Genomic DNA, 13,805 nt, shown 5'->3' with positions numbered 1-13,805 from the left:
TATGAAATTAGTCTTTCTGCATTATTTCGGTGGGTCAGCGCTATCGTGGCAATACGTTACGGAACAGCTAACCCCCGAATTTACCAGTTATGCGCTCGACTTGCCTGGCTTTGGCGACGCACCCACGCTATCGGCCCAACAGACTTTAGACGACGTGGCTGATGTAGTGGCTCGCCAAATCGACGAGTGGGTTAATCAGGAGCCTTTCGTGCTCGTGGGGCACTCGATGGGTGGAAAAATTGCGCTGGCACTGGCGGCGGGTTCGGCGCACCGGCCCGCGCTGTCGGGGTTACAAGGACTGGTTTTGTTGGCCCCTTCGCCACCCAGCCCCGAGCCCATACCCGACGAGACACGCCAGGAGATGCTGGCGCGCCCCCAACAGACACCCGACGAGCGCCAGCAAACGGCTGAGAAGACGGCGGAAACCATCACGCATCACGCCATCAATGCCACCATGCGGCAGCAAATTATCGACGATAACCTGCGCGCATCAACCGAAGCCTGGGTGGCCTGGGCTGAGGTGGGCAGTCGGGAGGACATCACGAACAGGATGGGCCGCATCAAGGTGCCAGTAGCCATTCTGGCGGGTGATCAGGACGAAGCGCTGCCAGCCTCCGTGCAACCCGAGCAAGTGATGCCCTGGCTACCGCAGGCCACCTTGCGGGTAGTGAGCGAGGTGGGCCATTTGTTACCCTACGAAGCGCCCGGTGTAGTAGCAGCCTGTATACGGGCAATGGTCCTACCGCTCACTAACTAAAAGGCCAACGCCTGAACAGACGTTGGTCTTCACAAGTAAACCGAATACATAAATGGAAAGGTATTGACAAATGAGGCTGATTATTGAACTATAGGTTAGGGTAATAAGCGGTTTCGCAGATGCGCTTTACCCGATCACGTGACCGCTTCAGCCGCATTTTTACGGCGCTGTCGTTCAGATTGAGGCGGTTTCCGATCTGCCGAACGTCGAGCCCGTCCTGGTATTTCAGGCGAAGAATAGCGGCATCCTGATCCGAAATGCTCTTCATGGCGCGTCCCAGCTGTTGCAGTGATGGTTCAAGGCTCTCGGCTGAGTCGTCGGTGTGGTGAAACATCCCGTATTCGGTCATTTCGTCCATACGGGTGGTCGGAATCCGTTTGGCCAGCCGAAGCTGATCCAGGCAGTAGTTGTAGGCGATGGCGTAGAGCCAGGTGGAGAAGGAGGAGCGGCCCTGAAAACGATCGAGCCGGGCAAACATCCGGATGAAAATATCGTGGGTAAAATCATGGGCAAGGTCCGCGTCTTTCGTCATCGACAAACACCGACGGTATACCTTTTGCATGTAACGATTATAAAGAATTTCGAAGCAATAATTTGGGCGAAGCGTGAAGTACTGTTGAATAACCTCTTCGTCAGATAATAAATGTTTCATAACTTGTTAGTTGATGGCAACGCCTTCGCTTTATGGTTAAGTCCTTAGCTGCGGATGACGTGACAAAAGTGTGTTACCTTCACGCATTCATATGAATGTATTCGATGAACTGCATATTTTGTCCGTTTTTTGGGAGCGTCTGCGGGTTGTATATTTCCGGGTACATCCGGAATCGGATCGGGCAAGCAGGGACCGGCGTTAAGCTTTCTAGCCATTTTTGAATGAAAGGATTTGTTTTTACGGAGTTTCTGGAGATGGTTGAGGAGGCCCACGGCTACGAGCTGGTAGATAAAATGCTACTGGAAAGCCATCTGCCTTCAGGGGGAAACTACACCTCGGTAGGTACCTACGACCATGCCGAGATGATGGCGCTGGTAAACAAGTTGAGCGAGCACCTCAACGTGCCGGTGAGTCAGTTGCTACGTGCCTACGGTCGGTATATGTTCAGCTCCTTCAAGCGGGACTACGGCATATTTATTAGCCGGTCCGATTCGGCGTTTAGCCTGCTCAGTTCCATTCAGCAATACATTCATGTGGAAGTGCGGAAGCTGTATCCCGATGCTGAGTTGCCCCACTTCACCATTACTCAATCCACCCCGGGTCGTTTGATAATGCATTATGAATCAGAGCGTAAACTGGCCGACTTCGCGCGCGGCCTGATTGAAGGCTGCCTGGCCCACTTTGGCGAAGAAGCCGAGGTTGCCGAGTCGAGGGTGGCTGAGGATGGAGGCAACGTAATTTTTGAGATCACGAAAAAGGGGGAATGGTAAAGACTCGTAGCAATAGGTAGAGGTAGGTTATGGAGAATATTGGCATGCTGAAACGACGATTGGCCCGCGAACGGGCTGCCCGGCGCGAAGCGGAACGGTTGCTGGAAGTAAAAGCACTGGCGCTCTACGAAGCCAACCAGCAGCTACAGCACCTCAATGAAAATCTTGAGCAGCAGATTCGGGCCAAGCTGGAAGAACAGCGCACCAATGAACTGCACCACCGGCAACTGATTGAGTCGGTGCAGGATCTTATCTTTAAAGTATCGCCGTCGGGGCAGTTTACGTTTGTGAGCTCGGCGGCCGAAAAAATGCTGGGGTATTCCGAAGCCGAATGCATTGGCATGCGGGCTACGGATCTGGTGCAGCCAAGCCACCGGCAGACCATGATCGAGTATTACACGAGCATGATCGCCAACCGGCGGGAGAGCAGCTACGACGAATTTCCGATTACGACCAAAGACGGGCGCACAATCTGGATTGGCCAGTCGGTACGTCTCGTAGCCGAAGCCGGGCAGGTCGTGGAAATGGTAGCCGTAGCGCGCGACATTACCGACCGGAAACTGGCCGAAGTGGTGCTGAAAACCACCCAGGTACGTTTGTCGACGCTTATCACCAGCCTGCAGTCAGGCGTATTGGTGGTCGATGAGCGCGGCCGGATTTTGCTCATCAACCAGCTCTTCTGCGATATTTTCAGCCTCGACGTTCAGCCCGACCAGCTGACGGGGCAAGACTCAGGTACGTTGTCGGAAGCCTCGATGCGGGCCGTCGAGAACCCCGAAGACTTTCTTGTGCAAACACGCTTCCTGCTGAGTCAGCAGCAAACGTCGGTGGGGGAGGTGATCAACCTCAAAAATGGTCGGATTCTGGAACGCGATTACATTCCCCTGTTTCTGAACGAGCAGTATCTGGGTCATCTCTGGCAGTATACCGACGTAACCGAGAAGCACACCGCCCGCGAGCAGATTCGCCGCAGCGAGGAGAAGTACCGGGGCATCATGAACAACATGGAGCTCGGCCTGCTCGAAGTAAACAACGAGCAGATCATCGTACGGGTCTACGAACGCTGCTGCCAGATGCTGGGCTACCGCGAAGATGAACTGCTGGGGCAACACCTGTCTGACCTGCTGGTACCCAAGGAGTTCCGGGAGGTGATCGATCGGCAGCAGCAGCAGCGGCTGCGCGGCGTGGGTGGGTCGTATGAGCTTCAGCTGCTGAAAAAAGATGGCTCCCGCATTTGGGTGCTGGTGAGTGGCGTGCCTATCTACGACGAAGAAAGTCAGTTGGTAGGGTCGATGGCTATCTATTATGACCTGACCGAACGCAAGCTGCTGGAAACCGAGCTGGCCAACGCCAAGCAGGTAGCCGAAGATGCCCGGCAGGCCGAGAAGCAGTTTCTGGCCAACATGAGCCATGAAATTCGCACCCCGCTGAACGCCATCATTGGTATGTCGCACCTGCTGTTCGATACGCAGCCGACTTTGCAGCAGCGCGAATACATCGACATTCTGAAAACGTCGGCTGATTTTCTGCACGGCTTGATTTCGAACTTGCTCGACATGACCAAGATCGAGGCAGGGCGCGTAGAAGTGAACCCCCGCCCGTTTGATCTGGCGGGCCTGCTGCGTTCGACGCAGAAGGTGTTCGAGATGAAGTTGCAGGATCGGCCCATTCAGTTTCACATCATGCTGGACGCCCGTATCAGCGGTAATTTCATGGGCGACGAGGTGATGCTGAACCAGATTCTGACCAATCTGGTAGGCAATGCCGAGAAGTTCACCGAAGTGGGCAGCATTCAACTGACGGTACGTATCCGGCACGAAGACGCCAACAACACCTGGGTGGAATTTGCCGTGGCCGACACCGGCATCGGGATTCCCGCCGAAAAAATCGGGTTGGTGTTCCAGAAGTTCAAGCAGGTTAACCCGCAGGGCCACAAGCATAAAGGCACCGGCCTGGGGCTGGCGATCACCAAAGAGCTGGTGGATCTGCTGGGAGGGACGATAACCGTAGAGAGCCGCGCCGGCCACGGTAGTACCTTCACGTTTGTGCTGCCTTTCCCGAAGCTAATTGCGCCGCTAAACGTCAACCTGATTGATACGGCACCGCCCGTCAGTGACAAACCAGAGGTTGGGCACGTGTTGGTGGTGGAAGACAACCTAATGAACCAGAAGTACATCGGTAGCCTGCTGAGTAAATGGCAGGTACGTTACACGCTGGCTTCGGATGGGCGGCAGGCGGTGATGGAGGCCCGGCGTCAGCGCTTCGACCTCATTCTGATGGACATTCAGATGCCGGTAATGAACGGCTACGAAGCCACCGTGGCGATTCGGAATACGCATAACCCCAATCAGCACGCTCCCATTGTGGCACTGACCGCCTCGGCCATGCTCGACCACAAGAACGTGGCGCTGGAAGCGGGCATGACCGATTTTCTGACCAAGCCCTTCGATCCGGGCCAGCTGATGCTACTGTTGCGGCAGTACCCGCACAGCGAACCCGGCGAGCAGAACGGCCTCCAGCTGGATCGTAACCGCCTGACCGAACTGTATGGCGACGACCGGATGGCGGCGGCTGAAATGTTCAATACCTTCCTGACCAGTATCGTACCCGACCTGCTGCAACTACCTGGCCTTTGTCGTCAACAGAACTGGCCCGAGCTGATGCGGCAGGCCCACAAACTAAAACCAACCTTGGGCATGGTGGGCCTTACCCGGCTCGAAAACACCATGCACCGCCTGGAGAAAGCCTCCCGACATGCTGCCGACCCCGATCTGGTCAATGTATATTGCCAGGAAGTAGTTACAACGCTGCAAGAGGCGATTCCCCTGATAGAAGATGAAGTTCAGCTACTTAACGAGACCTAACCTATGCGTTTGAGTTGTATCATAGTTGAAGACGAAATCATGTCCCGAAAGCAGCTACAGCGGCTTTGCGAAGAACATGGCAGCTTAGACGTATTGTCGGCCTTTGACAACGCCACCAGCGCCCTGGATTTCCTGACCGAACAGGCTGTCGATCTGATTTGGCTCGACGTGGAAATGCCCGGCCTGACGGGCTTCGGATTAATTGAACAGTTACCGGCGATGCCGTATGTTGTGCTAACAACCAGCAAGACGGAATACGCCTTTGAGGCGTTCCAGCATCAGGTAACCGACTACCTTAAAAAACCCATAACCCGCCCTCGCTTCAACCTGGCCGTCGAAAAAGTGCTTGAACTGAAAGCACGCGAGAAAGCCAATGCCCCCGTTGCGAATGAACGAAAAGAGATTTACGTAAAAACGGAAGGTCGCTACATTCGGCTGCCTTTCGATGCGATCGATTATATCGAAAATACGGGCGACTACGTGAAAATCGTGACCAATGGCCAGACCCACATCGTCTATGCCACCATGAAATACATGGAGGAAAAACTAGGCGAGCAGTTCCTGCGGGTTCACCGCTCCTTTATCGTGCATCTGGACAAAATTGTTGACATCGAGGAGAATACGCTGGTGGTGAAGCAGAAAGTAATCCCCATCAGCCGGGCCAACAAGCCCGAGTTGATGAACCGGCTTAATCTGTTGTAGGGATTACTTAGTTCAATGTTCAACGTCCAATGTTCAACGTTGGCTGGCGCATGATTGCTGACGCGCCAGCCAACGTTGAACATTGGACGTTGAACATTGAAGATTGGACCTTGGCCGTAACTTTGCGCCGTAACGAACGTGTTTAAGAGTCAACATGGAATACCGCATAGAGAAAGACACGATGGGACAGGTGCAGGTGCCTGCTCATGTGTATTGGGGTGCCCAAACCCAACGCTCCATTGAAAACTTCAAAATCGCGCAGGACATCAACAAAATGCCGCGCGAGATTATTCAGGCCTTTGCGTACCTGAAAAAAGCCGCCGCCCTTACCAACCTCGACGCGGGTGTGCTCCCTCAGGAAAAATGCGACCTGATCGGGCGCGTCTGCGATGAACTGCTGGCCGGCGAACTGGCCGATCAGTTTCCGCTGGTGGTCTGGCAGACGGGCTCCGGCACGCAGAGCAACATGAACGTCAACGAGGTGGTGGCATACCGGGCGCATGTGCTCAACGGTGGCTCGCTCACCGACGAAAAGAAGGCGCTGCACCCCAACGACGACGTGAATAAGTCGCAAAGCAGCAACGACACCTTCCCGACGGCCATGCACATTGCGGCCTATAAAATCCTGCTCGACGTTACGATTCCCGGCATCAAGAAACTGCGCGACACGCTCGACGCCAAAGCGAAGGAATTCATGCACGTGGTGAAAATCGGACGTACCCACTTCATGGACGCTACGCCGCTGACGGTGGGGCAGGAGTTCTCCGGGTACGTATCGCAGCTCGATCACGGCCTGCGGGCGATCAACAATTCGCTGGCGCACCTCAGTGAATTGGCGCTGGGTGGTACGGCCGTGGGTACAGGCATCAACACGCCCCCCAACTACGCCGAGAACGTAGCCAAACACATCGCCAATCTAACGGGGCTGCCCTTCGTAACGGCCGAAAACAAGTTTGAAGCGCTGGCTGCGCACGATGCCATTGTGGAGGCTCACGGTGCTCTGAAAACGGTAGCCGCCAGCCTGATGAAAATCGGTAACGATATCCGCATGCTGTCGAGCGGCCCCCGGGCGGGCATTGGCGAGCTGTTTATCCCCGACAACGAGCCGGGCAGCAGTATCATGCCGGGCAAGGTAAACCCCACGCAGTGCGAAGCCATGACGATGGTTGCGGCGCAGGTGATGGGCAACGATGTCGCCATCAATATCGGTGGTATGACCGGTCACTTCGAACTGAATGTGTTCAAACCCGTGATGATCTACAACTTCCTGCACTCGGCCCGCCTCATTGGCGACGTTTGCGTGTCGTTCAACGATAAATGCGCCGTGGGTATCGAACCGATTCAGGCCAACATCGACAAACATGTGCAGAATTCGTTGATGCTCGTGACGGCGTTGAACACAAAAATTGGCTATTACAAAGCCGCCGAAATCGCGCAGACCGCCCACAAAAACGGATCGACGCTGAAAGAAACCGCCGTGCAACTGGGTTATCTCACGCCGGAAGAATTCGATCAGTGGGTAATCCCCGGCGACATGGTAGGTACGTTGCCGAACTAACGATACAACCCATTTTTTATAACGTGCTGATGCGAAGTCACTTGCTCCGCATCAGCACGTTTTTTGTGGATTCAGTGCGGTAAAAGCAAGAATGAATCGTAAATACTAGTTACATAGGATCGGGCAAAAAGCTATATTTTTGTCGGATAAGGTAATTGATACGGGTGGTACAGGTTGACGCGAAAGGGGTATGAATACGAGTTTACTTGGGGTAATTGGTTGTTTATGGATGATGGGAGTACACGCAGCCACTGCCCAAAAGAAGGCTGATGATCTGGCTGATAATCATATAGAATATCGTGACAAAGGATTGTACTTTGAGAAAATCGTCTACGCAGATAAACCAAGGACCTATTTTACGATTTACACATACCTGAAAGACAGTACATTATACAGTATCGAAACGTACAAATATGTTGAACAAGAAGGACCGACCGGTTTTTCCGAATACGTGACGCTGAGACATGGCATGACAAAAATTCTGTATCCGAATGGGCGCTTACACGTAGTTCGTAATTACAAAAAAGGCTTGTTGGACGGACCATTTATCGTGCATTACCCATCGGGCGTAATTAAACGAAAGGAATTTTATCGGCGGGGTGAAATGCAGAAAGGTACGTGCTATGATTCATTAGGCGCGGCTACCTCATACGAACCGTTTTTAAAACCCCCTACACCGACTGCGAGTTTAAATCAGCTCAGGGTGTATTTGGAAGAACGACTATTGCCCATTTTCAAGCGCTATACCATGCAGGGGCTGGTGCAACTGGTAATCAATCAGGCGGGCGAAGTTGCCACGACGACGTGCCACTTATCCAAAACAGACCCCCTAATTACCAAACAGGTTAAGGAAGTAATCAGCGCGATGCCCCGTTGGCACGAAGCTGGACCCAACTGGAACCCGGCCACCGTAGACGGAACGCCGATGGTTTCGGATTGGGTGATACAAATCTATAAGCAGAAGAGCGAGCTAAAAATGGTACTACCCGTGCCTGACTGATTGGCTGCTGATATGCTAGAGTTCGTAATGACTTCGTATTGATCGCCGCTTAGCACTTAATGAGTATATAGCTGCTGTACAGTTAGGCTACCTTACCCAATGAGGTCGATCAGTGGATAACCCCAGTCGACGTAGTAGAAGTGGTAAAACAAGTTAACTTTTATGGTTAGTTTGCATCAAAATCGGCTGGCGGCGACGTCACCGATTTTTTATTGTTAACTTTTACTCGTTACTCCTAAATGCCTATTCCTGATTACCAAACACTTATGCTCCCCCTCCTAAAACACGTTTCTGATGGGCGGGAGTATAAACTTAGTGATGCAGTTGACGCTCTTGGAGGTCAATTTAAGCTAACAGAAGAGGAAAAAAGTGAGTTGCTTCCAAGTGGGCAAACTTTTGTGTTTGGTAGTAGGGTGGGCTGGGCAAGGACATACTTAAAAAAAGCTGGATTGCTTGAATCACCAAAACGTGCAACCATTGTAATTACTGATAGAGGAATATCGGTTTTAAATCAGAAACCGCTCAAGATTGACAATAGGCTGTTGCGACAATTTCCAGAGTTTGTGGAATTTCAAACTCCAAAAAAATCTGACAACGGGAACGATCTACTGACATCTATCGACGAAATTACTACACAAACGCCTGAAGAGACACTTGAGAATTCATATCAAAATATTCGTAAGACCTTGGCTCAGGAATTGCTGAATAAAATTGTTTCTCTCACTCCGGCTTTTTTCGAACGTTTGGTTGTTGAATTACTGGTGAAAATGGGCTACGGTGGGTCAATCAAAGACGCGGGAAAGGCGATCGGTAAAAGTGGGGATGAGGGAATTGATGGGACTATCAAGGAGGATAAACTAGGTCTTGATATTATATATATTCAGGCCAAAAAATGGGCGCCGGGGAATGTAGTCGGTCGACCCGAGCTGCACAAGTTCGTAGGTGCTTTAGCTGGACAAGGCGCCAAGAAAGGTGTTTTTATCACAACATCAAGTTTCACTAGAGAAGCTACTGACTACGTACCCAGAAACGAAACGAAGATTGTATTGATCGATGGCGAGCAATTAGCTCAGTTGATGATTGATTATAATTTGGGTGTCACTGTGCAGCAGACTTACGAGATTAAGCGTATGGATAATGATTATTTTGGTGAATAAATGAGTAAAAATGTAGGCTATCTGATCAGAAGTTACGTGTCAGGTATACATACAGCCTAAAAACGCTTCTAACACGTTTTTAGGCTGTATGTATGTCGATTACTCCGTCAGTTCGAACATCGCTTCGATTTCGACGGAGATGTTGCCGGGTAACGAGCCCATGCCGACGGCGGAACGTACCCCGACGCCGTTTTCTTCGCCCCAAATCTGTAGGAAGAGCTCGCTACAGCCGTTAATGACTTTGGGGTGTTCGCCAAATTCCGGCACAGCATTCACCATGCCCAGTACTTTCACCACGCGTTTGATGCGGTTGAGGCTGCCGAGCGCCGCCTTGAGAGTCGCCAGAATGGCCAGACCGGTTTGCTGCGCGGCGGCTTTCCCAAAGGCCATGTCGACCTCCGAGCCTACACGGCCAGTCATCAGGCTGTCGTCGGCGGTCCCGCGTCCGGGCATATACGGGCCGTGCCCCGAAACGTAAATGAAGTTGCCCACAATCAGGCAGGGTTTATAAACGCCTTTGGGGGCGGGAGCGGGTGGGAGCTGGAGGCCAAGGGCCGCGAAGTTTTCGTCGGGGGTAGTCATGATCGTTTGACGTTTAACGTGTATGGTTTACTGTTGGCTGGCAAGCCGATGCTGGTGAATGACTTAATCGATGGCGGCCAGCACCCGTTTTACGATGCCATCCAGGGCTTTGTTATCGATCCAGCGGACGACCATCACCAGATCGTGTTCGGGATCTACGTAGACCATGTTGGTGCCGTTGCCGAGGTGGTAAAAACTGCTGGCCGGTGCTGAAGGAAGCAGCTTGCGGTCGGTGTTCAGGAAGTAGTTCATGTAGCCATAGGTGGGCTGCGCCGGGGTGGGCGTTGTGGCTTGCGCGATCCACTGCTCTGAGAGGAGTTGTCGGCCGTTCCAGTTGCCTTTGTGTAGAGTGAGCAGACCAAACCGGGCCATATCGTAGGCATTAATGAACATCCCGCCGCCCCAATGCCCACCGCCACTGACCGACTGCACCGGCTGCCCGTCGAGCACGATCCAGGCATTGCGGTAACCCGTCCAGCGCCAGGTGTTCGACGCGCCAATGGGGTCCATTAGTTGTTCTTTCAACACCTGAGGCAGCGGTTTGCGCCACACACTGGTAGCCGCCAGCGCCAGCGCGTTGACGCGTACATCGTTATACTCGTAGACGGTGCCAGGTACGTTGCGCGGGCGGTTGAGCCACTTGGCGGGGTCGGGGTCGGGGCGGTCGGCCCAGTCGGGTTTGCCCCAAAGGGTGCCTTCCCAGTCGCTGGTCTGGCGGAGCATGTGGTCCCAGGTAAGCGTGCGGTTGTGGGGCGTCTCGAACGGCGTGAGCAGTTCAGGCTGGCCAAAATCATCGGCGGGCCGCGCTACGGGTTGCCCGTATAGCTCGATAGGGGGGACGTACCTGGCCACGGTATCGGTTACGCTCCGAATCAGGCCCCGGTCGACGGCCAGGCCTACAACCGTTGAGAGAAAACTCTTGGTTACGCTGTGGGTGATGTCGCAGCGTTGCGGTTCGCCCCATTCAGCCACGATATAGCCTTTGTACACGATCAGCCCCGACGGTTCGCCGCGGTCGGCAAAAGGGCCAATCGCGTAGCCGTAGGGCTCTTTGCCGAACGTCTGGTAGTGCGACTGTTCCATGCTGCGCGGGTTTTTTATCTCGTTGGCCCGATGGAACGCAATAGCTTCCTGAATAGCGCCGGTGCTGAGGCCGAGCTGGGCGGGGAGCTTATGCTGCCAGACCTGCGCCGTCGGGAAGTAAGGCGCTTCTTTCGGAGCCGTCTTTCGCTGGGCGACGGCCAACGTCACGCAGGTTAGGCTCAACAGCAACGTGGTGTTGAGGGTGGCGGGTAAGGTCATAGATAAAAAACGGTAACCGGTGGAAGGGCGATCAATGCGCTACGTCCTGAACCGTAAAGGTATGGCTGGCGGTCGTAAAGTGGCCGTCGGCGGTGAGGGCCTGCACCACCACCTGATAGCGCCCCGCCTGATCCGACGAGTAAAACGTGAGGCCGGCTTTTCCTGCGGCACTGGTCATTACCTGCGGGTTCCAGTAGAGCAACTGCCGGAGATCGGGGAGGCGGCTGGCCTGCTGCACCGCAGTGCCGTAGCTGGGAGCGGCAAATTCGCGGCGCGCCTGAAGACCATCGTAATCGAGCACCACCGCTTTGGGGTCGAGGCGGTAACCGGCCAGATCCTGCTTGTAGGAGTTGAGGTTGAGTATCCCCGAGTACGCCAGCGGCCCCAGAAAGTAGCGGCTCGTCATGACGTCGAGCGTTCGGAATTTCAGCGGGCTGATGGCCATGAGTTGGTCGGGATCGAAAACAGGCACTCCGTCGATCAGCATTAGCGGCGGGTCGTCGAAGAAGGCTTTGCCGGGCAGGTTATTCACGCGCAGGGCAAATCGACCGCCCGAAAGCCGTTTCACCGCCACGCCCGGCACATACTCGCTCAAGACTTCTTCCATCGTCTGAAACCGCGTGTAGGCGTCCAGCCGGTAATGTTCGTCGGGGCGGCCGTAAAACGTACTGCTGTCGGCTTGTGGGCCGGGTAGGGGCGGGGCGAAATAATGGTTCTGTACCTGCATGGTCAAACTGCGGGTCGTCAGCGCGTCGCGCAGCGTGGGAGCCAGATCAAACGGAGGCAGCGGCGTGGTGGCACTTGCTTCGGCGTAGGGGCTGAGCAGTTCAACGCGGTAGCTGCTATCGGCTTGCGTGGGTTGCAGCACCAGTTCGTGCGGCCCCACCAACTCCGGCAACTCATACCGAACGTACCCAGCGGCATCGCTGCGCCGACTGTATAACCGGGCCCCCTGACCCGGCACCGAAAGAAAGGTGGCCACGTCGGCCGCCGGTTGGCCGGTGCGGTTGTTCAGCACGCGCCCCCGGACGGTGAGTCCCCGCGATTCGGGCAGCACCAGCGTGGTGCTTTGGGGCGGATTCAGCACCGCATCCCACCGAAAACGGCGCCAGCCGTGCGTCAGCATCAGGTTATTGCGGGCCACATCAGCCTCGCGGCCGGTCTGTGTCAGGTAATAGGCCGGGTTTTCAACGACACCGTGCAGATCAGAGGTCAGCCAGAGGTATTCGGGTAGGTTAACCGGGTCGAGCGGGGCGAGGGAGTCGAGCCGAAATACCGCTACCGACGCATCGGCAATCGTTGCCCCGCCATCGGGACGACTGGTAACGAGGGAAAGGGCCACGGGCGCCCGGCCGGCGTAGGTGCCTTTGTCGGTCGTTACCTGAGCCGTCAGCGCCGCTTTGGGCTGGCGGAACCAGAGGCGTTCGCAAACGGGCTGTCCGGTGGCGTCAAACACGGTCAGGTGCGAAATGCCCTCACCTAACTGCTGCAAAGGCACCGTAAACGTAGCTTGCCCGTCGCGCAGTATCTGCCGTTCGCTTACCCCGATCACTTGTCGCGTATGGCCGAGCAGAAACACATCGGGATTGGTTTGGTCAGGTACGTTGCTCCGGACCGTGATCTGAAGCTGCTCCTGCTGGCCCGCTTCAACCTGCATCGAATAGCCTTTAGTCGCTATGGGCAACGAGATCGGGCGAACCACCGTGCGGCCCCGCTCATCGGTGAGGCGCAGGCGGTAAGTGGTGTTGGGGGCGGGCGTCAGCCGGAACGTACCTATCCCAAACCGATGGGCGTTAAACCGCGCCACGGTATCGTTGGCCTGCGTCAGCACGACGCCCCGATACGCCGCACCCCGGCCCGTTTTGGTATCGGTAGCCTGCACGGCTACGGTAGCAGGCAGGCCCGCCACCAATTGCCCGCCCTCGGGGTAGCTCTGCACCGACCAGGCAAGTGTATCCGCCTTGAACGGCAGATCGGGCTTGCGAAACGGGTTGACGAGGGTAATGACCTTTTCAAAGAAAAAATCAGGGCTGCTTCCCCGCATCCATTGCGTGTAGGCCCGCAACACATACGTACCCGACGGCAGCGACATAGGCAGGTTCATGGCCCCATTGCCGCCTTTGTCGCCCAGCGAAACGGTATATTGAAGCACCGCCCGCTGCTCGGTATTGATCAGTTCGATATAAGCCACTTTGCTCACCGACAGCGGTTTATGCTGTGAGCCATCGACGTAGAACAGACGGAACCAGAGGGTTTCGCCCGGCAGGTAAGCCGACTGATCGGTGTGTACGTATAGTTTTTCCTGAAGGTATTGCTTCCGGTACGTGTCGAACCGCGCCTGTACCTGCGTCAGCGGTTGCGCCAGCGCCGACTGCATGGCGAGGCACAGGCCCAGCCAACCCAGGTGTGTTCGGCGGTTCAGGAAAACGGGCAGCATGGTAGACATCGAGTGCGTTGGGTA

11 protein-coding genes are annotated in these 13,805 nt (G+C 54.9%); 7 read left to right on the top strand and 4 right to left on the bottom strand.

Going from position 1 to position 13,805, the window contains the following annotated elements; all coding sequences use genetic code 11:
- Window position 1 precedes the first annotated feature (1 nt).
- Complete coding sequence (locus tag ACAW74_RS01995) at window positions 2-757, top strand: alpha/beta fold hydrolase (RefSeq protein WP_370696513.1); 756 nt, start codon at window positions 2-4, stop codon at window positions 755-757.
- A gap of 88 nt (window positions 758-845) precedes the next feature.
- On the opposite strand, the gene ACAW74_RS01990 is transcribed toward ACAW74_RS01995, so the two are convergent.
- On the bottom strand, window positions 846-1,409 hold the full coding sequence (locus ACAW74_RS01990) for an RNA polymerase sigma factor (RefSeq protein WP_370696512.1): 564 nt from the start codon (window positions 1,407-1,409) through the stop codon (window positions 846-848).
- A 221-nt stretch (window positions 1,410-1,630) separates the two neighbouring features.
- Between ACAW74_RS01990 and ACAW74_RS01985 the strand changes: the two genes are divergently transcribed.
- The 6 genes from ACAW74_RS01985 to ACAW74_RS01960 all read left to right on the top strand — a co-directional run bounded on the left by ACAW74_RS01985 (window position 1,631) and on the right by ACAW74_RS01960 (window position 9,460).
- The gene (locus ACAW74_RS01985; protein ID WP_370696511.1) at window positions 1,631-2,179 is read left to right on the top strand and encodes a heme NO-binding domain-containing protein; all 549 of its coding nucleotides are present in this window, start codon (window positions 1,631-1,633) and stop codon (window positions 2,177-2,179) included.
- A gap of 29 nt (window positions 2,180-2,208) precedes the next feature.
- Window positions 2,209-5,043 (top strand): PAS domain S-box protein, encoded by a 2,835-nt coding sequence (locus ACAW74_RS01980; RefSeq protein WP_370696510.1) that lies wholly within the window; start codon window positions 2,209-2,211, stop codon window positions 5,041-5,043.
- Between the two features lie 3 nt (window positions 5,044-5,046).
- The gene (locus ACAW74_RS01975; protein WP_370696509.1) at window positions 5,047-5,745 is read left to right on the top strand and encodes a LytR/AlgR family response regulator transcription factor; all 699 of its coding nucleotides are present in this window, start codon (window positions 5,047-5,049) and stop codon (window positions 5,743-5,745) included.
- A gap of 154 nt (window positions 5,746-5,899) precedes the next feature.
- Complete coding sequence (gene fumC, locus ACAW74_RS01970) at window positions 5,900-7,303, top strand: class II fumarate hydratase (RefSeq protein ID WP_370696508.1); 1,404 nt, start codon at window positions 5,900-5,902, stop codon at window positions 7,301-7,303.
- A 190-nt stretch (window positions 7,304-7,493) separates the two neighbouring features.
- Window positions 7,494-8,303: a toxin-antitoxin system YwqK family antitoxin gene (locus ACAW74_RS01965; RefSeq protein WP_370696507.1), complete on the top strand. Its 810-nt coding sequence runs from the start codon at window positions 7,494-7,496 to the stop codon at window positions 8,301-8,303.
- A gap of 266 nt (window positions 8,304-8,569) precedes the next feature.
- Window positions 8,570-9,460, top strand: a complete 891-nt coding sequence (locus ACAW74_RS01960) for a restriction endonuclease (RefSeq protein ID WP_370696506.1) — start codon at window positions 8,570-8,572, stop codon at window positions 9,458-9,460.
- A gap of 99 nt (window positions 9,461-9,559) precedes the next feature.
- Here ACAW74_RS01960 and ACAW74_RS01955 read toward each other — a convergent pair whose 3' ends face one another.
- From ACAW74_RS01955 to ACAW74_RS01945, 3 genes are all read right to left on the bottom strand, one after another.
- Window positions 9,560-10,042, bottom strand: coding sequence for a RidA family protein (locus tag ACAW74_RS01955; RefSeq protein WP_370696505.1), 483 nt, complete (start codon window positions 10,040-10,042; stop codon window positions 9,560-9,562).
- A gap of 63 nt (window positions 10,043-10,105) precedes the next feature.
- Window positions 10,106-11,344, bottom strand: coding sequence for a serine hydrolase domain-containing protein (locus ACAW74_RS01950; protein WP_370696504.1), 1,239 nt, complete (start codon window positions 11,342-11,344; stop codon window positions 10,106-10,108).
- A gap of 31 nt (window positions 11,345-11,375) precedes the next feature.
- Window positions 11,376-13,790, bottom strand: a complete 2,415-nt coding sequence (locus ACAW74_RS01945; protein WP_370696503.1) for a hypothetical protein — start codon at window positions 13,788-13,790, stop codon at window positions 11,376-11,378.
- Window positions 13,791-13,805 lie beyond the last annotated feature (15 nt).

Source organism: Fibrella musci (assembly GCF_041321105.1).
Lineage (GTDB): Bacteria > Bacteroidota > Bacteroidia > Cytophagales > Spirosomataceae > Fibrella > Fibrella musci.
The sequence above is the reverse complement of the archived record's forward strand: the minus strand, read 5'-3'. Positions and strand labels throughout refer to the sequence as shown.

Excerpts from the sequence above, each read along its gene's own strand:
- ACAW74_RS01960 (WP_370696506.1), top strand. The coding sequence starts at position 8,570 with ATGCTCCCCCTCCTAAAACACGTTTCTGATGGGCGGGAGTATAAACTT.
- ACAW74_RS01950 (WP_370696504.1), bottom strand. The coding sequence starts at position 11,344 with ATGACCTTACCCGCCACCCTCAACACCACGTTGCTGTTGAGCCTAACC.
- ACAW74_RS01980 (WP_370696510.1), top strand. The coding sequence starts at position 2,209 with ATGGAGAATATTGGCATGCTGAAACGACGATTGGCCCGCGAACGGGCT.
- ACAW74_RS01985 (WP_370696511.1), top strand. The coding sequence starts at position 1,631 with ATGAAAGGATTTGTTTTTACGGAGTTTCTGGAGATGGTTGAGGAGGCC.
- ACAW74_RS01945 (WP_370696503.1), bottom strand. The coding sequence starts at position 13,790 with ATGTCTACCATGCTGCCCGTTTTCCTGAACCGCCGAACACACCTGGGT.
- ACAW74_RS01990 (WP_370696512.1), bottom strand. The coding sequence starts at position 1,409 with ATGAAACATTTATTATCTGACGAAGAGGTTATTCAACAGTACTTCACG.
- fumC (WP_370696508.1), top strand. The coding sequence starts at position 5,900 with ATGGAATACCGCATAGAGAAAGACACGATGGGACAGGTGCAGGTGCCT.
- ACAW74_RS01955 (WP_370696505.1), bottom strand. The coding sequence starts at position 10,042 with ATGACTACCCCCGACGAAAACTTCGCGGCCCTTGGCCTCCAGCTCCCA.
- ACAW74_RS01965 (WP_370696507.1), top strand. The coding sequence starts at position 7,494 with ATGAATACGAGTTTACTTGGGGTAATTGGTTGTTTATGGATGATGGGA.
- ACAW74_RS01975 (WP_370696509.1), top strand. The coding sequence starts at position 5,047 with ATGCGTTTGAGTTGTATCATAGTTGAAGACGAAATCATGTCCCGAAAG.
- ACAW74_RS01995 (WP_370696513.1), top strand. The coding sequence starts at position 2 with ATGAAATTAGTCTTTCTGCATTATTTCGGTGGGTCAGCGCTATCGTGG.